Source organism: Planococcus maritimus (assembly GCF_001687625.2).
GTDB lineage: Bacteria > Bacillota > Bacilli > Bacillales_A > Planococcaceae > Planococcus > Planococcus maritimus.
On sequence record NZ_CP016538.2, the window covers coordinates 1,298,853 to 1,323,468 of the forward strand.

General features: G+C 46.5%; 21 protein-coding genes. All 21 read left to right on the forward strand.

Annotated features, from left to right (window positions below; all coding sequences use genetic code 11):
• Positions 1-44: 44 nt before the first annotated feature.
• The 21 genes from pfkA to thrS all read left to right on the forward strand — a co-directional run bounded on the left by pfkA (position 45) and on the right by thrS (position 24,432).
• The gene (pfkA, locus tag BBI11_RS06555; protein ID WP_068461664.1) at positions 45-1,004 is read left to right on the forward strand and encodes a 6-phosphofructokinase; all 960 of its coding nucleotides are present in this window, start codon (positions 45-47) and stop codon (positions 1,002-1,004) included.
• A 22-nt stretch (positions 1,005-1,026) separates the two neighbouring features.
• Positions 1,027-2,787 carry a pyruvate kinase gene (gene pyk, locus BBI11_RS06560; RefSeq protein WP_068461666.1) on the forward strand — a complete coding sequence of 587 codons (1,761 nt, stop codon included), beginning with the start codon at positions 1,027-1,029 and terminating at the stop codon, positions 2,785-2,787.
• A gap of 24 nt (positions 2,788-2,811) precedes the next feature.
• Positions 2,812-3,198, forward strand: coding sequence for an FxsA family protein (locus BBI11_RS06565; protein ID WP_068461667.1), 387 nt, complete (start codon positions 2,812-2,814; stop codon positions 3,196-3,198).
• A gap of 187 nt (positions 3,199-3,385) precedes the next feature.
• On the forward strand, positions 3,386-4,501 hold the full coding sequence (citZ, locus tag BBI11_RS06570) for a citrate synthase (protein ID WP_068461669.1): 1,116 nt from the start codon (positions 3,386-3,388) through the stop codon (positions 4,499-4,501).
• A gap of 78 nt (positions 4,502-4,579) precedes the next feature.
• A complete protein-coding gene (gene icd, locus BBI11_RS06575; RefSeq protein ID WP_068461671.1) occupies positions 4,580-5,848 on the forward strand; it encodes an NADP-dependent isocitrate dehydrogenase in 1,269 nt (422 codons plus the stop codon).
• Between the two features lie 62 nt (positions 5,849-5,910).
• The gene (mdh, locus tag BBI11_RS06580; RefSeq protein WP_068461674.1) at positions 5,911-6,849 is read left to right on the forward strand and encodes a malate dehydrogenase; all 939 of its coding nucleotides are present in this window, start codon (positions 5,911-5,913) and stop codon (positions 6,847-6,849) included.
• Positions 6,850-7,006: 157 nt separating this feature from the next.
• Positions 7,007-7,483, forward strand: a complete 477-nt coding sequence (locus BBI11_RS06585; RefSeq protein ID WP_068461675.1) for a MaoC/PaaZ C-terminal domain-containing protein — start codon at positions 7,007-7,009, stop codon at positions 7,481-7,483.
• Between the two features lie 45 nt (positions 7,484-7,528).
• Positions 7,529-8,236 carry a response regulator transcription factor gene (locus BBI11_RS06590; RefSeq protein ID WP_068461677.1) on the forward strand — a complete coding sequence of 236 codons (708 nt, stop codon included), beginning with the start codon at positions 7,529-7,531 and terminating at the stop codon, positions 8,234-8,236.
• Positions 8,233-9,633: a two-component system histidine kinase PnpS gene (gene pnpS / locus BBI11_RS06595; protein ID WP_068461679.1), complete on the forward strand. Its 1,401-nt coding sequence runs from the start codon at positions 8,233-8,235 to the stop codon at positions 9,631-9,633. The genes BBI11_RS06590 and pnpS overlap by 4 nt, the downstream gene beginning before the upstream one ends.
• 9 nt (positions 9,634-9,642) lie before the next feature.
• Complete coding sequence (locus BBI11_RS06600) at positions 9,643-10,863, forward strand: carboxylate--amine ligase (RefSeq protein WP_068461682.1); 1,221 nt, start codon at positions 9,643-9,645, stop codon at positions 10,861-10,863.
• A 171-nt stretch (positions 10,864-11,034) separates the two neighbouring features.
• Positions 11,035-12,006 (forward strand): FtsH protease activity modulator HflK, encoded by a 972-nt coding sequence (hflK, locus tag BBI11_RS06605; protein WP_068461684.1) that lies wholly within the window; start codon positions 11,035-11,037, stop codon positions 12,004-12,006.
• Positions 12,006-12,986: a protease modulator HflC gene (gene hflC / locus BBI11_RS06610; RefSeq protein WP_068461686.1), complete on the forward strand. Its 981-nt coding sequence runs from the start codon at positions 12,006-12,008 to the stop codon at positions 12,984-12,986. The genes hflK and hflC overlap by 1 nt, the downstream gene beginning before the upstream one ends.
• A gap of 84 nt (positions 12,987-13,070) precedes the next feature.
• Positions 13,071-15,689 carry a DNA polymerase I gene (polA, locus tag BBI11_RS06615; protein WP_068461688.1) on the forward strand — a complete coding sequence of 873 codons (2,619 nt, stop codon included), beginning with the start codon at positions 13,071-13,073 and terminating at the stop codon, positions 15,687-15,689.
• A gap of 13 nt (positions 15,690-15,702) precedes the next feature.
• Complete coding sequence (gene mutM / locus BBI11_RS06620) at positions 15,703-16,572, forward strand: bifunctional DNA-formamidopyrimidine glycosylase/DNA-(apurinic or apyrimidinic site) lyase (RefSeq protein ID WP_068461690.1); 870 nt, start codon at positions 15,703-15,705, stop codon at positions 16,570-16,572.
• Between the two features lie 9 nt (positions 16,573-16,581).
• On the forward strand, positions 16,582-17,178 hold the full coding sequence (gene coaE / locus BBI11_RS06625; RefSeq protein WP_068461693.1) for a dephospho-CoA kinase: 597 nt from the start codon (positions 16,582-16,584) through the stop codon (positions 17,176-17,178).
• A gap of 109 nt (positions 17,179-17,287) precedes the next feature.
• The gene (locus tag BBI11_RS06630) at positions 17,288-18,307 is read left to right on the forward strand and encodes a glyceraldehyde-3-phosphate dehydrogenase (protein ID WP_068461694.1); all 1,020 of its coding nucleotides are present in this window, start codon (positions 17,288-17,290) and stop codon (positions 18,305-18,307) included.
• Between the two features lie 311 nt (positions 18,308-18,618).
• A complete protein-coding gene (gene speD / locus BBI11_RS06635) occupies positions 18,619-19,002 on the forward strand; it encodes an adenosylmethionine decarboxylase (protein WP_068461696.1) in 384 nt (127 codons plus the stop codon).
• Positions 19,003-19,123: 121 nt separating this feature from the next.
• The gene (gene nrdR / locus BBI11_RS06640; RefSeq protein WP_068461698.1) at positions 19,124-19,600 is read left to right on the forward strand and encodes a transcriptional regulator NrdR; all 477 of its coding nucleotides are present in this window, start codon (positions 19,124-19,126) and stop codon (positions 19,598-19,600) included.
• Between the two features lie 12 nt (positions 19,601-19,612).
• A complete protein-coding gene (locus tag BBI11_RS06645; protein WP_068461700.1) occupies positions 19,613-20,989 on the forward strand; it encodes a replication initiation and membrane attachment family protein in 1,377 nt (458 codons plus the stop codon).
• A complete protein-coding gene (dnaI, locus tag BBI11_RS06650; RefSeq protein ID WP_068461702.1) occupies positions 20,990-21,928 on the forward strand; it encodes a primosomal protein DnaI in 939 nt (312 codons plus the stop codon). It begins immediately after the preceding gene.
• 575 nt (positions 21,929-22,503) lie between these two features.
• Complete coding sequence (gene thrS / locus BBI11_RS06655; RefSeq protein WP_068461704.1) at positions 22,504-24,432, forward strand: threonine--tRNA ligase; 1,929 nt, start codon at positions 22,504-22,506, stop codon at positions 24,430-24,432.
• Positions 24,433-24,616 lie beyond the last annotated feature (184 nt).

Below are 24,616 nucleotides of genomic sequence, written 5' to 3' on the forward strand. Positions count from 1 at the left end.
GGTAAGGTGGATAAAGTAAAAAGGAAGTGCAGGAGGCGGTTCTGATGAAAAAGATTGGAGTATTAACAAGTGGCGGTGATTCGCCCGGGATGAATGCGGCGGTTCGCGCAGTTGTCCGGAAAGGCATTTTTCATGGCGTTGAAGTAGCTGGCGTCTATTATGGCTACCAAGGCTTGATTAATGGAGATATCAAAGACCTGCAAGCAGGAGATGTCGGCGATATCATCCAGCGCGGAGGCACAAAACTTTATTCTGCCCGTTGCGACGAGTTCCGGACAGAAGCAGGACAATTAAAGGCGATCGAACAAATGAAGAAAAATGGCATTGAAGGCCTAGTAGTCATTGGCGGAGACGGTTCATACCGCGGCGCGATGGCTTTGACTAAAAGAGGGTTTCCGAGTATCGGGGTTCCCGGGACGATCGATAACGATATTCCCGGAACGGATTACACAATCGGTTTCGATACGGCCTTGAACACCGTCATTGAAGCAATCGATAAGATTCGCGACACGGCGACTAGTCACGAGCGGACATTCATCATCGAAGTGATGGGCAGAGATGCTGGCGATTTAGCTGTATGGGCAGGGCTAGCCGGCGGTGCCGAGACTATCCTGATCCCTGAAGCACCATTTGATATCGAGGATATGCTCGAACGCCTCGAAAGCGGCCGCAAGCGCGGCAAGAAACACAGCATTATCATCGTTGCTGAAGGCGTCATGAGCGGCGGGGAATTAGCTGAGCAGATCTCCGGCAAGACCAATGTGGAAACGCGTGTCTCTGTTCTTGGCCATATCCAACGCGGCGGTACGCCAACTGCCCGCGACCGTGTGCTTGGGAGCTTGTTCGGCGCACGGGCTGTAGAAGTGCTGCTTGAAGGAAAAGGCGGCCTGGCTATTGGCATGAAAAATCATCAGGTGGTAGACTATGATATGACAACGGCATTCGAAAAAGATCACGATGCCGATATGAGCTTGTACGAACTTTCTAAAGAGTTATCAATTTAAATAGTTAAATGGAGTGAGTCTATTGAGAAAAACGAAAATCGTCTGCACAATCGGTCCGGCAAGTGAATCACCGGAAGTATTAGAACAATTGATGAAGGCGGGCATGAACGTTGCGCGCTTGAACTTCTCGCACGGGGACCACGAGGAGCATGCCTTACGCATTAAGCGTATTCGCGAAGCTTCTGAAAAAACCGGCATTACAGTAGGTATTCTCTTAGATACCAAAGGTCCGGAGATCAGAACACACAAAATGGAAAATGATTCCATTGAACTTGATACCAATCAAGAAATCACGATTTCCATGACAGAAGTGTTGGGCACGAAAGAAATGTTTTCAATCACATACGATAAGTTAATTGAAGATGTCCACGAAGGCTCTACAATTCTGTTGGATGATGGCTTGATTGAATTGCGCGTAACAAGCATTGATAAAAAGCAAGGGCAAATTCATACAATCGTTGAAAACGCCGGCACGTTGAAAACGAAAAAAGGCGTTAACGTTCCAGGAGTTTCGGTGCAATTACCGGGAATTACGGAAAAAGACGCAGCTGATTTATTGTTCGGCATCGAGCAGGATGTCGATTTTGTCGCTGCATCTTTTGTCCGCAGACGTTCAGATGTAATGGAAATCCGCAGTTTATTGGAAAAGAATGGCGGATCACATATCCAAATCATTCCGAAAATCGAAAACCAGGAAGGCGTCGATAACTTGGATGAAATCCTTGTCGTTTCAGACGGCCTGATGGTGGCGCGTGGAGACCTTGGGGTAGAAATCCCTGCGGAAGAAGTGCCAATCGTTCAAAAATCGATGATCAATAAATGCAATAGCGCAGGAAAGCCGGTTATCACAGCGACACAGATGCTGGACTCGATGCAACGCAATCCGCGTCCGACACGCGCAGAAGCAAGTGATGTGGCAAATGCCATCTTTGACGGCACCGATGCCATCATGTTGTCAGGCGAAACCGCAGCAGGGCTTTATCCGGTCGAGTCAGTTGAGACAATGCACCGTATTGCTGAGACGACAGAAGCTGCGCTAAACCATAAGCAAATCGTTTCCAACCGCCGCAAAGAAAAAGAATCGAACATGACAGAAGCGATTGGTCAAGCGGTCGCTTATACAGCTCTTAATCTGCGTGTTCAAGCAATTCTGGCGCCGACTGAAAGTGGCCATACGGCAAAAATGATTTCCAAATACCGCCCGGGTTCTCCGGTTATAGCAGTTACATCAACGACTCGTACTGCGCGCAAATTGACCTTGATCTGGGGCGTTCAGCCGATTGTCGGAACACGCGTTGAATCAACAGATCAAATGCTTGAAGTAGCAGTGGAAGAAGCGCTTAAGCATGGCTTGATCAAACATGGCGACCTAGTCATCATTACAGCTGGAGTACCAGTCGGTGAAGCTGGGACAACCAATTTGATGAAGTTGCGTGTAATTGGTGATATCTTGGCTAAAGGCCAAGGCATCGGCAAAAATGTTGGTTTTGGTGAAGCGGTCGTCGTTCGCAACGCTGAAGAAGCTTTGGCGGTCGACACAGAAGGCAAAATCATTGTCACTTACGGTACTGATCGCGATATGATGGATGCCATCAATAATTGTGCAGGAATTGTGACAGAAGAAGGCGGTTTAACAAGCCACGCAGCAGTTGTTGGCTTGAGCCTTGGAATTCCAGTTATCGTCGGCGTTAAAGAGGCGATGACAAAAGTGGAGTCTGGACAGGAAATCACGATTGATGCAGATGCAGGTGTCATTTACCACGGGCACGCAAGCGTTCTGTAACGAAAATTTGGAGGTCGATTGACTATGATGAAGTGGATCTTTTTAGCATTAATAATCGTACCGACTCTTGAGCTTGCGATTTTAATCTGGGCAGGCGGGCAGATTGGTTTCTTCTGGACACTGGCCTTGATTTTGGCGACTGGTTTGCTCGGGGCTTACTTGGCAAAACGCCAAGGCTTAAAAGCGATCCGCGACATCCAATCGAGCATGAACCAAATGCAGCCTCCGGGAGACCGCTTGATTGGTGCAGCCTTTATCCTAGTCGGCGGTACATTGCTGCTGACACCTGGATTTATTTCGGATGCCGTCGGATTTAGTTTATTGTTCACCCCGACACAAAAGCTATACAAGCCCTTGGTTTATCGGATGCTACAGAAAAAGATGAAAAATACCCGGATTATCGTTGGATAATACCGGGTTCATTCATCAAAAAAGCAAGAGGTTTTAAATTTTACCAATCGTTTTCATTCACAAATTCTACAAAGTTGATTATAATGACTAGGTAAGTCCATTTACGGAAAAGTGCATGAAAGCAGATGGCTCATTATTCTGTTTTTTTTTTGGAATGATGAAGTAGATTCTAGAAGGAGAGATTTACATGACATCATCAAAAGGTTTAGAAGGTGTAGTCGCAACTCAATCGGCGATCAGTTCGATCATCGACGATACCCTTACATACGTCGGCTACAATATCGACGATCTGGCGGACAACGCCAGCTTCGAAGAAGTGATCTACCTGCTTTGGCATCAACGTTTGCCTAAAGCAAACGAACTCGCAGAGCTCAAGCAACAGCTTGCTGACAACATGGCGGTGCCGCAAGCGGTACTCGACCACTTCAAGACATACGACATTAAAAACGTTCACCCGATGGCGGCACTTCGCACAGCGGTTTCTATGCTTGGCCTCTTCGACGAAGAAGCGGAAGTAATGGAAGATGCAGCGAACTACCGCAAAGCGATCAAAATCCAGGCGAAGATCTCGACGCTTGTGACGGCATTCGGCCGCATTCGCGCCGGCAAAGAACCGATCCAGCCGAAAACGGATTACAGCTTTGCAGCAAACTTCCTGTACATGTTGTCTGGCGAAGAGCCAAAAGACATCGAAGTCGAAGCGTTCAACAAAGCGCTCGTACTTCATGCTGACCACGAATTGAACGCTTCAACGTTCACAGCGCGTGTTGCAGTCGCAACATTGTCTGACGTCTATTCAGGCGTAACGGCAGCAATTGGTGCTTTGAAAGGCCCACTTCACGGCGGCGCTAACGAGCAAGTGATGAAGATGTTGACAGAAATCGGTTCTGTCGATAATGTTGAGCCGGTCATCAACGAAAAACTGGCGAACAAAGAAAAAATCATGGGCTTTGGCCACCGTGTATACCAACAAGGCGACCCACGTGCGAAGCATTTGCGCGAAATGTCGAAAAAGCTCACTGAGCTTCGCGGCGAATCGAAATGGTACGACATGTCCGTGAAAATCGAAGAAATGGTGACAAGCGCCAAACCGCTTCCACCAAACGTCGATTTCTATTCGGCTTCGGTTTATCATTCCTTGAACATCGAGCATGATTTGTTCACGCCGATCTTCGCAGTGTCCCGTGCATCGGGCTGGCTCGCGCATATCTTGGAGCAATACTCGAACAACCGCTTGATCCGTCCGCGTGCGGAATACATCGGGCCTGGCATGCAAACTTACGTGCCAGTTGAAGAACGTTAATTTAGGCAAAACAATAAAATTTGATGGGGCTGACACATAGTGCAGCCCTATGACTTTGAACACAGGAGGAATTTTAAAATGGCTAACGGTGAAAAAATTACAACAAATAACGGCGTATTAAACGTCCCTAACAATGCAGTCATTCCATACATTATCGGTGACGGAACTGGACCTGACATCTGGAACGCAGCTTCACGCGTACTTGAAGAGTCGGTAAACAAAGCTTATAACGGCGAAAAATCAATCGTTTGGAAAGAAGTTTTAGCTGGTCAAAAAGCATTCGACGAAACTGGCGAATGGCTTCCGGAAGAAACGCTTAACGTTATTCGCGAATACTTGATCGCTATCAAAGGACCACTTACTACGCCAATCGGCGGCGGTATCCGTTCATTGAACGTGGCACTTCGCCAAGAGCTAGATCTTTACACTTGCTTGCGCCCAGTACGTTATTTCGAAGGCGTGCCTTCACCGGTTAAACGCCCTGAAGATACAGACATGGTCATCTTCCGTGAAAACACTGAAGATATTTATGCGGGTATCGAATATGCTAACGGCAGCGACGAAGTGAAAAAATTGATCTCATTCCTTACAGACGAAATGGGCGTTAAAAACATCCGCTTCCCTGAATCATCAGGTATCGGTATCAAACCAATTTCTGAAGAAGGCACTAAACGCTTAGTACGCGCTGCAATCAACTACGCGTTGACTGAAGGCCGCGACTCTGTGACACTTGTTCACAAAGGGAACATCATGAAGTTCACTGAAGGAGCTTTCAAAAACTGGGGCTATGAAGTGGCTGAGCAAGAGTTCGGCGACAAAGTCTTCACATGGAACGAATACGATGCAATCAAAGACGAAAAAGGAACAGATGCTGCGAACAAAGCGCAAGAAGATGCTTTGGCTTCAGGCAAAATCCTTGTTAAAGATTCCATCGCTGATATCTTCCTTCAGCAAATCCTTACACGCCCGAGCGAGTTCGATGTTGTAGCAACAATGAACTTGAACGGCGACTATATTTCTGATGCACTTGCTGCACAAGTCGGCGGAATCGGAATCGCGCCAGGCGCGAACATCAACTACGACACAGGGCATGCAATCTTTGAGGCGACTCACGGAACGGCTCCAAAATATGCTGGCCTTGATAAAGTAAACCCATCTTCTGTTATCCTTTCAGGCGTCTTGATGCTTGAGCACCTTGGCTGGACAGAAGCAGCTAAATTGATTTCCCAGTCTATGGAAAAAACTATCGCGTCTAAAGTTGTCACTTATGACTTCGCCCGCCTAATGGACGGAGCGACAGAAGTGAAAACATCTGAATTCGCTGATGAACTAATTAAAAACATGTAAAATGAAAGAGGAGGCTTTTGCCTCCTCTTTGTTGTATCATCCGATGGAAAGGGGAGTTTTGCATGACATTCAAACGGAAAAAGATTTCGGTAATCGGTTCTGGATTCACAGGCGCGACGACAGCATTCCTGCTCGCGCAAAAGGAATTGGGGGATGTGGTCATAGTCGATATTCCCGCAATGGAAGACCCGGCCAAAGGGAAAGCGCTGGATATGGCAGAAGCAGCGCCTGTCTTAAACTTTGACGCCCATATTACCGGCACTTCGGATTACGGGGACACGAAAGGCTCCGACCTCGTGATCATCACTGCCGGCGTGGCGCGAAAACCCGGCATGAGCCGGGACGATTTAGTGCAGACCAACCAGAAAGTTATGAAGTCCGTCACCAAAGAAATTGTCGAGCATTCGCCAGAAGCGACTATAGTTGTGCTGACGAACCCGGTAGATGCAATGACATACACTGTTTTCAAGGAATCTGGATTCCCGAAAGAACGCGTTATCGGACAGTCAGGTGTACTGGATTCCGCACGCTTCCGAAGCTTTGTTGCGCAAGAACTCAATCTTTCTGTTAAAGACATCACAGGCTTTGTGTTGGGTGGGCACGGGGATGATATGGTGCCGCTCGTTCGTTATTCTTCCGCTGGAGGTGTGCCGCTCGAAACCCTTATCTCGAAAGAGCGCTTGGGCCAAATTGTTGAACGTACGCGAAAAGGCGGCGCGGAAATTGTCAATTTACTAGGGAACGGCTCGGCTTATTATGCCCCTGCCGCTTCTTTAGTTGAAATGGCGGAAGCGATTCTACTCGACCAAAAACGAGTCTTGCCATCGATCGCTTATTTGCAAGGCGAATATGGCATGGACGGAATCTATCTAGGTGTACCGGCTGTGCTCGGTGCATCTGGAATTGAAAAGATTATTGAAATCGAGTTGAATGAAGAAGAAAAACGGGCGCTAGACAAGTCTGCTGCTTCAGTGAAAGCAGTCATGGACGTATTGGCGTAATCTCAGAGCCAGGCAGAACAAGCTGCCTGGCTTTTTTTATACATAAAATTAACTCAGTGAAAACTTTATTCATTTGCTGCCACAGCAAGTGAGCTTGCACTTGTGCTCATGAAATTGATACTATAAGGATATGAACCACTTAGGGGAGGGAACGCCCGTGTTACTCGGGAAAAAACGTAAATTAGGCAGAAAGATTGAAGATATCACAGTTGGCGAGAAATTGAAGTTGACGGAAAAGATTGAAGACAAGGATTTGCTCTTGTACCTCGGTCTTACAAATGACGGTAACCCGTTATATATCCAGCACGATTTTGCTTCAACTACTAGTTTTGAAAAGCCAGTGGTGCCAAACATCATGCTGACGGGTATCGTCACATCCGCAGTATCCAAATATATGCCAGGACCAGGTTCGTATATTTGTGAACAGCAATTGGTCTTCAAAAAACCGGTCTACCATTATGCCACGGTCGATTTTCTCTTGGAAGTCGTGGACGTGGATGTAAGAGCTAATCTGGCAACAATTCGCGTAGAAGGCACGGATGAAGAAGGTGCGATTTGCATTGAAGGAAAAATCGTGGCGCAGCCGCCGAAGACATCAAGTAAATTGACGACGCAGGCGATGGAGAATTTCTAAAGCGATTTGGAATGGGGGTTCCAAATTGAGTGTGGAGGATGTAAAATGCCGAAGAAACTTTTGATTATTGAAGACGAACATTCGATTGCGACACTGTTATCTTATAATTTGGTGCAAGCTGGGTACGAAACAATCATAGCGAATGATGGGAAACAGGGCTATGACCTTGCGATGAGCGAAAAGCCTGATTTGATTGTTCTCGATTTGATGTTGCCATCGATGGATGGTGTGGAAGTATGCAAATCGCTGCGCCAGCAGAAAGTGAACACGCCAATTATTATGTTAACGGCAAAAGGGGATGAATTCGATAAAGTTCTCGGCCTAGAGCTTGGTGCGGATGATTACATGACGAAGCCATTTAGCCCGCGGGAAGTGGTGGCTCGCATCAAGGCGGTACTGCGCAGGGCAGAAACCAGCCCTGTCATTCAGCAGGAAGGGGCTGCCGCATACGTATTTGGCAAATTGCAGATTTTCCCGGAACGCTTTGAAGTGTTTTTGGATGACAAGCAATTGGAGTTTACACCAAAAGAATTCGAACTGCTTGTCTATTTGGTGGAAAATAAAAATAGAGTATTGACTCGCGATCAATTATTGAGTGCGGTCTGGAAATACGATTTTGCTGGAGATACGCGAATTGTCGATGTCCATGTCAGCCATTTACGAGAGAAAATAGAAGTTAATACACGCAAACCGATATTTATTAAAACGATTCGGGGATTGGGATATAAATTCGAGGAGCCGAAAAGTCCATGACCTTTCGTCGCCGCTTGTTGCTTTCCCTACTGCTTTGGATCGGTACGCTGCTTGTCGGTCTTTATTTGATTGTTCTTCAGTTTCTTCCTTTGTATGCGGTGGAAGGAAACAAGTCTGCTGTCTGGGTGGCGATGGGACTGGTTTTCCTTATTGGCTTTGGCGCATCAGCAGTTATTGGAAATCGCATTATTCGTCTGCAAGTGGAACCGATAGAGAATGCGACAGCAACCGCAGTAGAATTGGTAAAAGGAAATTATCGTGCGCGGGCCTATGAATCCGATGCCCAGGGCAGCCTGGAACTGAACAAAACGATCAACGTACTGGCCCGTAATTTGCAGGAAGTCTCTACTGTTCGCCAAATGGAGCAGGAGCGATTGAAAACACTCATTGAGAATATGGGAAGTGCACTGGTCATGATTGACCGTCAAGGGACGATCTCATTGGTCAACCGGGCGTTTCTGGAAGAAACAGCTTTGAGCAGTGAAACGGTTCTTGGCAGTTTGTACCGAGAAATTAATATCGCACCGGAGTTGAAATCATTCATTGAAACCGTATTTATGACGGAGAATCGATCACGCGACCAAATCGAGTTTGCCGACGGGCTGAAAATGAAAAATCTGGATGTATACGGTGCGCCGGTCATCGGTGAGCATGAGCGATGGCTCGGTGTGGTCATCGTCTTTCACGATATTACCGAGTTGAAAAAGTTGGAGCAAGTGCGCAAAGATTTTGTGGCGAATGTCTCCCATGAGTTGCGCACCCCTGTTACATCGATTAAAGGTTTTTCTGAAACCTTACTAGACGGGGCTTATCAGGATAAGGAAACCTTATTATCTTTTTTGGAGATCATCCAGACAGAAAGTAATCGTTTGGAAATGCTAATCAATGATTTGCTGAACCTGTCGAATATGGAACGTTCTGCCTTTCATATTGAACTCGAGCCGACGGATATGAAAGCAGTTATCGAACGTGCAATCGAAACGGTGCATCCGAAACTTGCAGAAAAGAATATCGGCCTTGAGCTAAACCTGAAACCGACCATGGTCAAGGGAGATGGCAACCGCCTCATTCAAGTGATCGTCAATTTATTGATCAATGCCGCCACCTATTCACAGGAAAACACCTTGGTGTCATTAAAGCTCTATAGTGAAGGAAATATGGCCGTCGTGGAAGTGGTGGATCAGGGAATCGGGATCGAAGCTTCTGAAATTGGCCGATTGTTTGAGCGTTTCTACCGGGTTGACCGTGCCCGCAGCCGAAATTCGGGTGGTACGGGATTAGGGCTGTCGATTGTTAAACATATCATTGAAGCGCATCATGGCAATGTCGAAGTAACAAGCGAAGTCGGCATAGGGACGACTTTTACCGTTTATTTGCCGCTTGCGGAAGAATTTTAGGAGGAACATATGGAAACCAATCACCCATTTTTGCCGATCATTGTCGGCACTGATATGAATGCTTATAATATGGCGATTTCATTTCATGAAGCATACGGAATTAAGCCGATCTTGATCGGAAAAGAGCCTTTATCCTTTACGGAGATGAGCTCGATTACGGAAACAATCGAATTTGATAAAAAATTGTCTGAGCCGGAGCATTTCGCTGATATTTTAATCGGCATGGCTGACAAATACAGAGCGCCCGGCAAAACTTTGCTGCTGGTCGGCACGAACGATTTGTACGTGCGTTTGATTATTGAAAACGCTAAAGTGCTGCGTGAGCATTATGTCTTTAATTACCCGACTGAAGATTTAATGAACCAATTGCAGATGAAAGCGAATTTCTACGCATTATGCAAAGAGCATGGCATTGATACGCCGACTACTTATTTTTACGACTGCAGCAAAGACGTGCCATTCGACGACAGCGATATGATGTATCCGGTTGTTGTTAAACCGAGCAATGGCATCGAATACAGCCGCAACAAATTCGAAGGGCAGGAAAAAGTCTATAAAGTGGACAGCCCGAAAGAATTATTCGAAGTCGTTCAAAAAATCAAAGCAAGCGGCTACCGTGATGAATTGATCATTCAGGATTTTATCCCTGGCGACGATACATACATGTGGGATTCCGTCATTTATGCCAATGCGAAAGGCCAAACGCAATTGGTGACGTATGCACAAGTTGTCTTGCAGGAGCACACCGTCACAGCTATCGGCAATTACACGGCACTCATCACGCGCTTTGACAAAGAAATGATGGAAAAACTCCAGCATTTTCTCGAAGCGGTCGGTTATACAGGATTCGCTAATTTCGATTTGAAATACGATTCGCGCGATAAGAAGTTTAAAGTCTTTGAAGTGAATATTCGTCAAGGGCGGTCTAGTTATTATGTGACAGCGCTTGGCCACAATATGGCAAAGTACTTAGTCGATGATTTGATCTACAAAATAGAGAAGCCGATTACGTATTTGAACGAAGATTTCTTGTTCACGGTTGTTCCAAAAGTGGTGTTGCGCAATTTCGTTCAAAATCAGGCGGTCCAAAAAGACATTAAGCGCCTGATTAAGGAAAAGAAATACGGCAATCCGCTATTTTATAAAAAAGATACTCATATGAAACGCAAACTGTATCTGTTTGCGCGCCAAGTGAATTATTATAAAAAATATAAAAATAATCAATGGTAAGTTTACAAAGGCTTAACACTAGCTTCATAATGGGGTGCTATTCTTTAATAGAACCCCCTTCAACCGCATGACTTGAAAAAGAGCCCCTCCCCGGGCTCTTTTTCTATTTTCATGAAACTATTTCACAATCATTCCGTATACATAATTATAAAGAAAAAAGGGGGAAACAACATGACTACGAAACGAGTGCTATCGATTATCGGGCTGTCGGTCGTCGGCATACTTCTATTGGTCGCGGTCTTTACATCCTGGTATACAGTCGATGAGTCTGAACAAGCGGTCATCATTACATTCGGCGAGGCGGGAGAGCCGGTAACTGAATCAGGGCTCCACTTCAAGATGCCTTGGCCGATCCAAAAAGCGGAAGTGATGTCAAAAGAAACTTACAGCCTTCAATTTGGTTATGACCAAAATGCAGAAGGGGAAATTACTACATACGACAAAGAAACTAAAATGATCACGGGAGATGAGAACATCGTCTTGACGGATCTGGTCGTACAGTGGAAGATCACCGACCCAAAAAAATTCCTGTTCAATGCAGAAGATCCCCGGGAAATGCTTCACGATGCCACATCCGCCTCGATCCGTTCGATTATCGGCAGTTCGTTGATTGACGATGCGCTGACTTCAGGTAAAGCAGAAATCGAAGCGGAAACACGCGACCTCTTGTCTTCACTCATTGAAGAATACGATATCGGCATTTCTGTCTTAGCAGTGAAATTGCAGGATGTTGAATTGCCAAACGAAGAAGTCCGCGCAGCATTTACGAACGTAACAGATGCCCGTGAGACGATGAACACAAAAATCAACGAAGCGAATAAATACGAAAACCAGAAACGCAACGAAGCTTTAGGTGAGAAATCGGCCATCAATTCCCGTGCGGAAGCACAAAAAGTGGAACGCGTCGAGCAAGCAACAGGGGACGTTGCGGTATTCGATAAACTGTACGCCGAGTACGAAGGCAACCCCGAAGTAACGAAACAGCGCTTGATTATGGAAACTTTGGAATCAGTCCTGCCGGATGCCAAACTTTATATTATGAATGATGATGAAGGAACAATGAAATATTTGCCGCTCGGTGAAATGCAGACCGTCGTACCGCCGGCAGCTGAAGAAGAAACAGAAGAAGGAGGCGGCAACTGATGGATCCAAAACAACCATTTGGAAACTCCAACACGACAGATATTTTCGGCAATAAAAACCGTGCCAAAAACCCGAGAGAACCTAGAGAGCCAATCAATTTCCGTAAACACTGGAAAACCATTGTCATCTCGGCAATCGTCTTTTTCACCTTGTTGATAGTGCTGACCAATATTTATGTCGTGAAAGAAAATGAATACCGCGTCGTTCGCCAGTTTGGCGAAGTCGTTAAAGTTCAAGAAGATCCCGGCATCAAAATGAAAGTTCCGTTCATTCAAAGCGTGACGACCATTCCGAAGTATCAGATGACTTATGATGTGACGGAAGCAGAAATCAATACGAGAGACAAAAAGCGAATTCTCATCGATAACTATGCGGTTTGGCATGTGACCGACCCCTTAAGCATGATTTCAAATGCCGGCACGATCATCAACGCTGAATCGCGCATGGAAGAGTTTATCTATTCTGTCGTGCGCACGGAGCTTGGCCAATTGAATTACGATGAAATCATTAACGATGAAAACTCATCGCGTGGCAGCTTGAATGACACGGTGACGACACGAGTCAATGAATTATTGGAAACAGACCAATACGGCATCGAAGTTGTAGATGTCCGCATGAAACGTACCGATTTGCCTGCGGAAAACGAACAGGCGGTATTTACGCGCATGATCTCAGAACGCGATTCAACTGCGCAGGATTACCTGTCGCAAGGCGACGCACGCAAGCGTGAAATCGAAGCTCAAGCCGACCGTGAAGCGCAGGAGGTCATTGCGACAGCGAAGAAAGAGGCGGCCTTGATTCAAGCAGATGGGGAAGCGGAAGCCGCACAGATTTACAATGAATCGTTCTCGAAAGATCCTGAGTTTTATGAGTTATACCGTTCACTCGAATCGTATTCGAAAACGGTCGGTGAAGATACGGTCATCATCATGCCGTCAGATTCGCCTTACGCAAGATTGTTATCCGGAAATCTTGAATAGCTAGTGAGCCGTCATTTCTCTTCTATTTGCCTGCGTGGTAAAATAAAGGGAATGACGGCTTTTTTTATGGAAAGGGGTAATTTTATGTCAAAGAAAATCTTATTGCTCGACGGCAACAGCTTGGCATACCGCGCTTTTTTCGCGCTGCCACTACTGACTAATGACAACGGTGTACATACGAATGCAGTTTACGGATTCACGACAATGCTGCAGAAGCTATTGGAGGAAGAAAAGCCGACACATATGATGGTGGCGTTCGACGCCGGGAAAACGACTTTCCGCAACGAAGCCTATTCAGAATATAAAGGCGGGCGGCAAAAGACTCCGCCGGAACTGTCCGAGCAGTTTCCCTATTTGCGCCAGCTGCTTTCCGCATACCAAATCAAACAATACGAACTCAATAATTACGAGGCGGACGATATTATCGGCACGCTGAGCCTGCAGGCTGAACAAGCAGGTGACCAAGTCGTTGTCGTATCAGGAGACAAGGATTTAACCCAGCTTGCCTCTGATTCGACCGTTGTCTATATCACCCGTAAAGGCATCACCGATATCGAGAAATACACCGTGGAACATATCCAAGAGAAATACGGCCTGAGCCCGCTGCAGATCATTGATATGAAAGGTTTGATGGGTGATTCCTCCGATAATATTCCGGGAGTTCCTGGCGTCGGTGAAAAGACAGCTTTGAAGCTGCTCGCAAAACATGGCTCAGTAGAAGGCGTGTACGAAGCGATAGAAGAACAAAAGGGCAAGATGAAGGAAAAGCTTGTGGAAAACGAAGAGCTTGCGCATTTGTCCAAAAAACTAGCCACGATCGAACGACAAGCGCCGGTCGAAGTGTCGATCGGCGAACTCGATTACACAGGACCCGACCAAGACGAATTGGTGCGTATCTGGAATGAACTTGGGTTTAAATCTTTATTGGAAAAACTAGATTATACGGCGGAGGAAACCGAGAAGAAAGAACTGCATTTCGAAGTGCTTGAAAGGGTCGATAAGAGCTTGCTTGAAGACGGCATGGCGGTCCATTTAGAGCTATATGATGAGCACTATCACAGCTGCGATTTACTGGGCGTCTCTTTGGCATCTGAAACAGCAACATATGTTATCCCGATGGAAGTGGCGGAGCAATCCGACGAATTCAAAACTTGGCTAGAAGATCCATCCGCGGCTAAGTATATGTCGGATTCAAAAGCGGCCACTGCGGCGTTTCTTAGAAAGGGCATAAAAATCGATGGAGTGGACTTCGACTTGATGCTCGGGGCTTATATCGTCAATCCGTCACTAAAGTATACCGACCTTTCGGATATCGTCCGGGAATACGGTTATTCGGACGTGTCGACTAACGAGCAAGTCTACGGCAAAGGCGCAAAGAAAAAAGTTCCTGAAGCTGAGGATTTGAATGAGCATATGGCTAGAAAAGCGAGAGCCATTTTCAACGTGCGGCCTGTGGTTGTTGACAAATTAGAAGAAAACGAGCAATTTGACTTGTATGATAAATTGGAGCTGCCACTTGCGAAAGTGCTCGGCCAAATGGAATCGCTTGGCGTCAAAGTGGATCGTGAACAATTGGCAGACATGGGGGTAGAATTGAAACGTAAACTCGGCATGATCGAGCAAGAGATTTACGCACTTGCCGGACAGGAATTTAATATCAATTCACCGAAGCAACTAGGAGTTATCCTATTCGAGCAGCTTGGCTTACCAGCGATCAAAAAGACCAAAACCGGCTATTCGACGGCTGCAGATGTGCTCGAAAAATTGGAAGGCAAGCACGAAATCATTCATCACATTCTTATGTATCGACAGCTTGGAAAATTATTGTCAACGTATATCGAAGGGTTACTGAAAGAGATTCACGAGGATGGCAAAGTTCATACGCGTTTCCAGCAAGCCTTAACGACGACTGGCAGGCTCAGTTCCACAAACCCGAACTTGCAGAACATCCCGGTACGCCTTGATGAAGGCCGCAAAATCCGCAAAGCCTTCGTCCCATCACAACCGGGGTGGGTCATGGTTGCGGCAGATTATTCACAGATTGAATTGCGTGTGCTCGCCCATATGTCGAAAGACGAAAGTTTGATTGAAGCATTCCAATCAGATATGGATATTCATACCAAAACGGCTAGCGACGTGTTCAATGTAGCGCTTGAAGACGTGACTTCGGATATGCGCCGCGCTGCCAAAGCGGTCAACTTTGGCATTGTCTACGGAATTAGTGACTACGGCTTGTCGCAAAACTTGAACATCACGCGAAAAGAAGCGGCTGAATTTATCGAACAGTATTTGGCCAGTTTTCCAGGAGTCCAAGGCTATATGACATCAATCGTCGAACAAGCGAAAAAAGACGGATTCGTCACGACCTTGATGAACCGCCGCCGCTATTTACCGGACATCAATAGCTCGAATTTCAATTTGCGCAGCTTTGCGGAACGGACGGCGATGAATACGCCGATTCAAGGAAGTGCAGCCGATGTCATTAAACAAGCAATGATTGAGATGGATACGGCACTTGAACGTGAAGGGCTTCAATCGAAAATGATTCTGCAAGTGCACGATGAGTTAATCTTTGAAGCACCTGCAGAAGAATTGGAGAAGTTGATGGCATTGGTTCCAGAAGTAATGGAGTCAGCGGTTAAGCTCAACGTGCCTCTGAAAGTGGATATTGCCACAGGAGATACTTGGTACGATACGAAATAAGGAGGAATGTAAGATGCCGGAACTTCCGGAAGTAGAAGGGGTGGTCCGGCAAATCCGCCCCGTATCGATCGGCAAACGCATCGTCTCTGTTGATGTGTCCGAGACGATCCGAAAATCGAAACACTTGGGAAAAGAAGCAATCTTAAAGCGAATCGGAGCAGATAGCTTTCAAGAACGCTTAACTGGTGCCCAAATACTCGCTGTCGAACGACGAAGCAAATATATTTATATGACCTTGAAAAGTGAGCAGGAATTTTTGCTCGTTAATCATCTGGGCATGTCGGGGGCATGGTTTTTCGTCGATAGCCTGCTGTCCATTCCAGAAGACAAGTTCAGGCGACACGTTCATGTAGTACTGACGCTTGATGACGGCAATTTACTGGCATTCTCAGACATCCGGAGATTTGGGGAAATGCGTGTGCTGGAAACAGAAGCGGATTTCCCTCCCTTATTGTTGATGGCGCCTGAACCTTTTGTCGATGAAGCACTAGAGTGGTTTTTGCAGCAGGCGGAAAGTCCGAAGTTCCGCAACAAGCCAATCAAAGAAGTCATCATGGACGGTACGGTCATCTCAGGATGCGGAAATATCTACGCAACAGAAGCGTTGTTTCGGATGAGAATTCACCCGAAACGCGCAGCGAGTCGGATCAGCCGTAAGCGGAAAGTCGAACTATTCCAAGCAATAGCCACGATTTTACTTGAAAGTATCGATGCAGGCGGCAGCACAATTTCCGATTACCGCAACATCAACGGCGAATCGGGCAGCATGCAGAATCGCTTTGGAATGTATGGCAAAAAAGCGTGCTCATTTTGTGGAACAGAAACAAAAACAGTGAAAATTGCAGGGCGGGCCTCTGTCTATTGCCCGTCTTGCCAGAAATGAGGAAAGCAAATGATTATTGGATTGACCGGCAGCATCGCGAGCGGTAAAAGCACCGTCTCGCAAATGCTCCAAGAACTGGGGTATCCGGTTGTAGACGCGGATTTGGTCGCCAGACAAGTTGTCGAACCGGGAACTCAAACATTAAAGAGCATCGAAGAAGTATTTGGCCCAGAAGTCATCCGAGCTGATGGTTCAATGGACCGCGAGCGAGTGGGCGCGATTATTTTCAACGATCCGGCTAGCCGAAAAAAATTAAATGACATTATCCACCCGGCTATACGCCGGGAAATGCTCAGACAACGGCAGGTTTTTCTTGAGGCGGGAAATGAAACCGTTATCATGGACATTCCGCTGCTATTTGAAAGCAAATTACAGCATATGGTCGATAAAATATTGGTCGTCAGCGTTTCGGAACAAGAGCAATTAAAACGGTTGATGGAACGCAATGGCTTGACCGAGCAAGAAGCAAAAGCGCGCATCGCTTCCCAATTACCGATGAGTGTCAAAGAAGAAGGAGCAGATGAAGTGCTCGACAACAACGGATCAATCGCCGACACTAAACGCCAATTAATGCGCATATTAGATAGGTGGCAGACAATATTATAAAAAAGTATGCGCTTTCTTTTGTTTCCAGGTTCTCTAAAATGAATAATGTGTTATACTATATAACGAATTGAAAATATAAGTATGACTTATTTAATTGGGGGACAAATACATGACAGTTTCGATTGCAATTAACGGGTTTGGCCGCATCGGCCGTATGGTTTTCAGACAAGCAGTGTTAATGGATGACGTGACAATTTCGGCGGTCAATGCCAGTTATCCGGCAGAAACACTTGCCCATTTGATTAAGTATGACACAAACCATGGTACTTTCTCTGGTGATGTAAGAGCAGAAGGGAATGTGTTAGTTGTAAATGGTAAGCGCATACAATTGGTCAGTGAACGCGATCCGTTGAAACTTCCATGGGGAGAAATGGGCGTCGATATTGTCATTGAAGCGACCGGCAAGTTCAACTCACGTGACCAAGCTGCGCTTCATTTGGATGCAGGGGCGAAAAAAGTCATCTTGACTGCACCTGGTAAAAATGAAGACATCACAATTGTCATGGGTGTTAATGATGACAAATTGGATGTGGAAAAACATCACATCATCTCGAATGCCAGTTGTACAACCAATTGCTTGGCACCTGTCGCTAAAGTGCTGAATGATGCGTTCGGCATTGAAAATGGTTTGATGACAACTGTTCATGCGTACACGAATGACCAAAAAAACCTCGACAACCCGCACAAGGATCTGCGTCGCGCCCGTGCATGTGCACAATCGATTATCCCGACCTCAACGGGGGCTGCCAAAGCCTTATCTTTGGTTTTGCCTGAACTCGAAGGCAAATTACATGGTTTAGCGCTTCGTGTGCCGACACCTAACGTGTCCCTTGTGGACCTCGTGGTTGATGTCCAGCAGGATGTGACGATTGAAGACGTCAATCGTGCATTCACGGAAGCGTCAGAAGGCGCACTTTCGGGCATTCTTGATTTGACGATGGAACCGCTTGTATCGATCGACTTCAACACCAACCCGAGTTCTGCAATCGTCGATGGTTTGACGACCATTGTTATGGGAGACCGTAAAGTGAAAGTGCTTGCATGGTACGACAACGAATGGGGCTATTCTGCCCGCGTTGTCGACTTGATGAAAAAAGTAGCCAATTCTATGGCGGTCACTTCAAAATAATGCAAAAAGATTCCGCTTTTCTTCTTATTAGAAAAGCGGAATCTTTTTTTCATTATTACGAAAAAAAATGCCCGCTGGCGCATTTATTTATTGCAATTCGAAAACATTCATCATATACTATGAATCGTAGCCAAAAATGGCTGCCACTTCTCAATTTCTATTTACTTGAAGAGCAAGGAATTAGGAGCGTATATTATTATTCTTATGGCTGCTTAAAGGGTTAGGACCTCTCTGGACTAACTTTCCCCCGTGGTAGTCAACTTTGAATATTTTGCGCAAAAACAAAATGTTATCAAAGGGGGAAACGAACCATGGAAACTATGGGACGTCACGTAATCGCAGAACTTTGGCAGTGTGATTTTGACAAATTAAACGATATGGACTATATCGAAAAGACTTTTGTTGATGCAGCACTCAAATCAGGTGCGGAAATCCGCGAAGTCGCTTTTCATAAATTTGCACCACAGGGTGTCAGCGGCGTAGTCATCATTTCGGAATCACACCTGACTATCCACAGCTTCCCGGAACACGGATATGCAAGTGTAGATGTCTATACTTGTGGAGATCTCGATCCGACCATTGCAGCAGATTACATCGCGCAAGCTTTGAACTCAAAACAGAGCGAAGTAACGGAAGTGCCACGCGGCATGGGACCAGTCGGCGCCGGAGCGACAAAAGTATCACTGACGGTGTAATGGACCGCTAATAAGGCAAAACACAAGCAGAGGAGAAATTCCTCTGCTTTTTCTAATGTATAGAGAATATTTTTGTTATACTGTTACTACTAGAAAGAGAATTATCGGGGAGATGTCTACCATGAAATGTCCAGCTTGCCAGCATAACGGCACCCGCGTTGTAGATTCGCGGCCAATAGATGAAATGAAATCAATCCGTAGGCGCCGTGAATGCGAAGCGTGCGGTTACCGCTTCACCACATTTGAGAAAGTGGAGGAAATGCCGCTGATCGTTGTAAAGAAAGATGGCTCCCGTGAAGAGTTCAGCCGCGAAAAAGTATTGCGCGGTTTAATCCGTGCTTGTGAAAAACGCCCTGTCTCCCTCGATGTGCTTGAAGGCGTCGTTTTCGATATCGAAAAAGAACTTCGCCGGAGCGGCAACCCTGAAGTGAAATCAGAAGAAGTTGGAGAATTGGTCATGAACCGTTTAGCGGACATCGACGAAGTCGCCTATGTCCGCTTCGCTTCGGTCTATCGCCAGTTTAAAGACATCACAGTCTTCATCGACGAGCTGAAGGATCTGCTTGACCGCAATCCTGGCGACAAGGACAGCAAATAAGGCGGTGACGAAATGACGATATACAAAGAACTGCAGGCCGCTGACTTATACCGAATTCGCATGCCGTACCCGTTTTCCAATTATGACCGTCAATTGTTAACACTGCTCTATCAGCCAATGATCGGTTCGGAGGCAATCTCACTTTATTTGACGTTGTGGGCGGATGGAGAAATGCACACCGCCGATTCCACACATTACAATCTGATGAATACGCTTGGGAAACCAGCCAAGGTGATTTTTGAATCGCGTATTCAGCTTGAAGCTATCGGTTTGTTAAAAACTTACCGAAAAGACGGAGATGACCGCTCCTTTATTTATGAGCTATGCCCACCGCTCGATCCCAAAACTTTTTTTGCAGATCCGCTCCTGTCGATGTTCCTGTTCAGTAAAATAGGGGAATCTTCTTATCGCCGTGTTCGCGACCGATTTGTCATTCAAGCACCGATTGCCGAAGGATACGAAGAAGTATCTAGGACCTTCACGGATATTTTTCAACCCGTGCATGCAAAGTCTGGCTATCCTGCAGATCAAAAAGAGTTAGAGGCACGAACAGATGGGGAATACGAAATGGAGCAGGATTTCGATTTCGCACTGCTGCGCCAAGGCTTATCCGAACAACTCGTGCCAAAGCGTGTATTAACGCCTGGCATCCGTCATTTTATCGCCAAATTGTCTTTCCTTTATGGGTTCGGGCCCTTGGAAATGCAAAAAGTGGTGTTGTTGGCGATTGAAGATGACTACCGGATTGATGAGGACGGGCTGCGTAAAGCCGCTTCGGACTATTATAAAATGACCGTAACGACGACTGCACCGAAACTTGAGCCAATCAAAAAGGCAGAGCCAAAAGTGCAGGAGCAAAAGCTGGACTCGCAACAAGCGCCGATCAATAAAGAAGACGAATTGATTGCTTATTTGGAATCGGCATCGCCGCTCCAAGTGTTGCGCGATATTGCGAATGGCAAAGAGCCGCTGCCGGCCGATGTGCAATTGGCGAACCAGCTCGTGACACAGCATGGCATGGAGCCGGCTGTCGTCAATGTATTGCTTCAATACGTCTTATTGCGGACAGATATGAAACTGACAAAAGCGTATGTAGAAAAAATTGCATCGCATTGGCTCAGAAAAAATGTCACGACAGCTAAACAGGCGATGGAATTTGCACGCATCGAGCATACGCAGTACATGAAATGGAAAAACGAATCAGGCGCCACGCCTAAGAAATCGGCATCTTCCGGCCGGAAACCGATCCGCGAAGAAAAGCTGCCTGAATGGTTCAATAAGAAAGACGAAGTGGAAACGCCGTCTCAAGGAACATCAAGCGAACAACTCGAACAGGAAAAACAAAAATTGCTGGCGAAGCTTGCGTTGAAGAAAAGGAAGGGTGATTAGATGGAACCGATTCGTGAAACGATGAAGCGAGTGGTCAATGCGCCCTCATTTTCCGAGCGCTATGATGCGATGAAAAAAGAAGTGCTGGAACATCCAGGGGTCCTTAAATTCCTTAAAGAACACGAAGAGGAAATTGACGGCCCGACAGTGGAAAAAGGCATGGGCAAGCTTTACGAGTATATTGACCAGTCGCATGACTGCAATAAATGCCCTAATCTTGGTGGCTGCATCAATCATTTAAAAGGATTCGAACCAAACCTCGTATTGGAACGCGGCAATATTGGCATCTCGTACACCAAATGCCGCTTAAAAACTGCAGAAGACAACAAACGCCATGCATCCTCTTTGATCCACAGCATGTATATGCCAAAAGAAGTCATGGCGGCGCGAATTGAAAACTTTGAGCTGGACGACCGGCGTCTGCCTGCTTTCCGAGCAGTCGATGAATTTCTGGAAAAATCGACAGGCCCTGATTCGCTGCCGGAAAAAGGCTTATACCTGTACGGGAAATTCGGTACCGGAAAATCATATTTGCTAAGTGCTGTCGCGAATGAACTGGCGGAAATCAATGTCAAAACGGTTCTCGTATTCGTGCCGGAATTTATGCGCGAGATGAAGCAAGCAATCGGTGACCATACCTTGCAGGAGAAAATCGAATACGTTAAAAAAGCCGATGTGCTGATGCTTGATGACATCGGAGCTGAGGCAATGTCGAGCTGGACACGTGACGAAGTGCTTGGCACGATTCTGCATTATCGGATGGCGGAGAGATTGCCGACATTCATGAGCTCAAACTTCAGCTATTCAGAACTCGCGCACCATTTAACGTACTCACAGCGTGGCGAGAAAGAAGACTTGAAAGCAGCGCGCATCATGGAGCGTATCGAGACATTGACCGTCCCGGTAAAACTAGAAGGCGAAAACCGTCGCAACAAATAATAGAAACTATTGCCTTTTGATTTTTTTCATCGTATAGTAAGAAACATCAATATTGATTTACATGCATTGACAAGGACATGAGCCTTTTCGCGCGGCACACAGAGAGGGAAGACACGGCTGAAAGCTTCCCGGCACAGCGATTTGGTTTACCCCCTTCGAGCAGCGCCTGCGAACTCTAGTAGCAGGTGACGGTACCGGCCTGTTAGCCGATGCAGAGCTTCATTTCGCGCGCGAAAAACTTACGCGGAAGAGAAGAAGGGTGGAACCACGAACAGAGCTTCGTCCCTTTTGGGATGGGGCTTTTTGTGTGGAAAAAAAGAAAAGCGAAGGCAGCCGAAAGCAGAAGCTAAGCTAAGAACGCGACGTCCTGTCGCAACGCTTAGCTGACCCACATCCTGTGGGCCTCAGACAGGCTTAAGACGCATTGGCGAAGCGGCGCTTTATGCCGCACAGCCAGGGTGGCTTGAGATCCCGAGGAGCTAAGTGCTGAAGCTAGACACCAAGAAAACCGGAAGCGGCGAACCAGACCCTGTGGTTCGGCCCATCCACCCAAACCATTTAAAGGAGAGATTCACATGGCAGACATGATTCACTTAACATTCCCAGACGGCGCAGTAAAAGAGTTCGCCAAAGGAACATCCACTGAAGAAATTGCACAATCGATCAGCCCGGGTCTTCGCAAAAAAGCAGTAGCAGGAAAGCTTTCCGGCCAGTTGGTTGATTTGAAAGCTCCTCTTGAAGAAAACGGCGACATTGCAATCATCACACCAGAATCCGAGGAAGCGTTGGAAGTACTTCGCCACAGCTCTGCGCATTTGATGGCACAAGCAGTCAAGCGCCTGTATCCGGATGCCAAACTTGGTGTGGGGCCGGTTATTGAAAATGGCTTTTACTATGATATTGATACAGAGTCAGCCATCACAGCCGAAGACTTGCCAGTCATCGAAAAAGAAATGAAGAAAATCATCAACGAAAACTTGGACATTGTCCGTGTAGAAGTGTCCAGAAATGAAGCGCAGCAACGTTTTGAAGCAATCAGCGATCCTTATAAATTAGAGTTGCTTGAAGCGATTCCAGAAGATGAGCAAGTGTCGATCTACGAACAAGGCGAATTCTTCGACTTGTGCCGCGGCATACATGTCCCGTCCACTGGCAAACTGAAAGAATTTAAATTATTGAGTGTTGCTGGTGCATACTGGCGCGGCAATAGCGACAATAAAATGCTGCAGCGCATTTACGGCACTGCATTCTTCAAGAAAGAAGAATTGAAAGCACATCTTGACATGCTCGAGGAAGCGAAAGAGCGCGACCACCGTAAAATCGGCAAAGAACTCAATTTGTTCATGAACTCCCAAAAAGTTGGACAAGGCTTGCCGATGTGGCTGCCAAAAGGCGCAACAATCCGCCGCATCATCGAACGCTATATCGTCGATAAAGAAGAACGCATGGGCTATGACCATGTGTATACGCCAGTGATGGGCAGTGTCGAATTGTACAAGACAAGCGGCCACTGGGACCATTATCAGGAAAATATGTTCCCAGTTATGCAGATGGACAATGAAGATCTAGTCCTGCGCCCAATGAACTGCCCGCACCATATGATGATCTATAAACAAGGCATCCATTCTTATCGTCAATTGCCGATCCGCATCGCGGAACTGGGGCTTATGCATCGCTACGAGATGTCAGGTGCTTTGTCTGGACTTCAGCGCGTGCGCGGCATGACATTGAACGACGCTCACTTGTTTGTGCGCCCAGACCAAATCAAAGAAGAATTCAAACGCGTCGTCAATCTTGTTATCGAAGTTTATAAAGATTTCGATTTGAAGGATTATTCGTTCCGCGTGTCGTATCGCGACCCGGCCGATAAAGAGAAATATTACGATGATGATGCGATGTGGGACCGTGCACAATCGATGTTGAAAGAAGCGATGGACGAGCTTGGCCTTGATTACTTCGAAGCAGAAGGCGAAGCGGCGTTTTACGGACCGAAACTTGATGTCCAAGTAAAAACTGCGCTCGGCAAAGAAGAGACATTGTCGACTGTTCAACTTGATTTCTTGTTGCCGGAAAAATTCGATTTAACGTATATTGGCGAAGACGGCAAGCAGCATCGCCCGGTCGTCATTCACCGCGGCGTCGTCTCGACAATGGAACGTTTTGTCGCATTCTTGATAGAAGAATACAAAGGTGCATTCCCAACATGGCTCGCACCGGTCCAAGTGGAGATCATCCCGGTGTCGCTCGATGTCCACAGCGAATACGCAAAAGAGCTTCAAGAGAAAATGCAGCAGCATAAACTTCGCGTCGATATCGATGAGCGGGACGAAAAACTCGGCTACAAGATCCGCGAAGCGCAAATGCAGAAAGTTCCATATATGCTCGTTATTGGCGACAAGGAACTGGAAAGCGGATCCGTTAATGTCCGTAAATACGGCGAGCAGAACTCGGAGAGCATGCCATTTGAGGACTTCGTCAAACTCGTGCAATCCGAACTTCGCTAAAAGGCTTGACAGTAAAAAGACTGCGTGCTATTCTTATTTAGGTTATTGAATACTTATATGTGCAAGCAGGAGCGCCCGCTTCTCACCTGATCGACCGATTGTTGGCAGGTAGACACGATTTTGACTTTTACACGCTTAGCGTGCTGTCATATTACGGCGGGCGAACTCCTCGGGGTTCGCCCGC

What these genes read in the sequence shown, in the direction of transcription:
- pfkA (WP_068461664.1), top strand. Translation starts at nt 45, where the DNA reads ATGAAAAAGATTGGAGTATTAACAAGTGGCGGTGATTCGCCCGGGATG.
- BBI11_RS06565 (WP_068461667.1), top strand. Translation starts at nt 2,812, where the DNA reads ATGATGAAGTGGATCTTTTTAGCATTAATAATCGTACCGACTCTTGAG.
- citZ (WP_068461669.1), top strand. Translation starts at nt 3,386, where the DNA reads ATGACATCATCAAAAGGTTTAGAAGGTGTAGTCGCAACTCAATCGGCG.
- icd (WP_068461671.1), top strand. Translation starts at nt 4,580, where the DNA reads ATGGCTAACGGTGAAAAAATTACAACAAATAACGGCGTATTAAACGTC.
- mdh (WP_068461674.1), top strand. Translation starts at nt 5,911, where the DNA reads ATGACATTCAAACGGAAAAAGATTTCGGTAATCGGTTCTGGATTCACA.
- BBI11_RS06590 (WP_068461677.1), top strand. Translation starts at nt 7,529, where the DNA reads ATGCCGAAGAAACTTTTGATTATTGAAGACGAACATTCGATTGCGACA.
- pnpS (WP_068461679.1), top strand. Translation starts at nt 8,233, where the DNA reads ATGACCTTTCGTCGCCGCTTGTTGCTTTCCCTACTGCTTTGGATCGGT.
- BBI11_RS06600 (WP_068461682.1), top strand. Translation starts at nt 9,643, where the DNA reads ATGGAAACCAATCACCCATTTTTGCCGATCATTGTCGGCACTGATATG.
- hflK (WP_068461684.1), top strand. Translation starts at nt 11,035, where the DNA reads ATGACTACGAAACGAGTGCTATCGATTATCGGGCTGTCGGTCGTCGGC.
- hflC (WP_068461686.1), top strand. Translation starts at nt 12,006, where the DNA reads ATGGATCCAAAACAACCATTTGGAAACTCCAACACGACAGATATTTTC.
- polA (WP_068461688.1), top strand. Translation starts at nt 13,071, where the DNA reads ATGTCAAAGAAAATCTTATTGCTCGACGGCAACAGCTTGGCATACCGC.
- mutM (WP_068461690.1), top strand. Translation starts at nt 15,703, where the DNA reads ATGCCGGAACTTCCGGAAGTAGAAGGGGTGGTCCGGCAAATCCGCCCC.
- coaE (WP_068461693.1), top strand. Translation starts at nt 16,582, where the DNA reads ATGATTATTGGATTGACCGGCAGCATCGCGAGCGGTAAAAGCACCGTC.
- BBI11_RS06630 (WP_068461694.1), top strand. Translation starts at nt 17,288, where the DNA reads ATGACAGTTTCGATTGCAATTAACGGGTTTGGCCGCATCGGCCGTATG.
- speD (WP_068461696.1), top strand. Translation starts at nt 18,619, where the DNA reads ATGGAAACTATGGGACGTCACGTAATCGCAGAACTTTGGCAGTGTGAT.
- nrdR (WP_068461698.1), top strand. Translation starts at nt 19,124, where the DNA reads ATGAAATGTCCAGCTTGCCAGCATAACGGCACCCGCGTTGTAGATTCG.
- BBI11_RS06645 (WP_068461700.1), top strand. Translation starts at nt 19,613, where the DNA reads ATGACGATATACAAAGAACTGCAGGCCGCTGACTTATACCGAATTCGC.
- dnaI (WP_068461702.1), top strand. Translation starts at nt 20,990, where the DNA reads ATGGAACCGATTCGTGAAACGATGAAGCGAGTGGTCAATGCGCCCTCA.
- thrS (WP_068461704.1), top strand. Translation starts at nt 22,504, where the DNA reads ATGGCAGACATGATTCACTTAACATTCCCAGACGGCGCAGTAAAAGAG.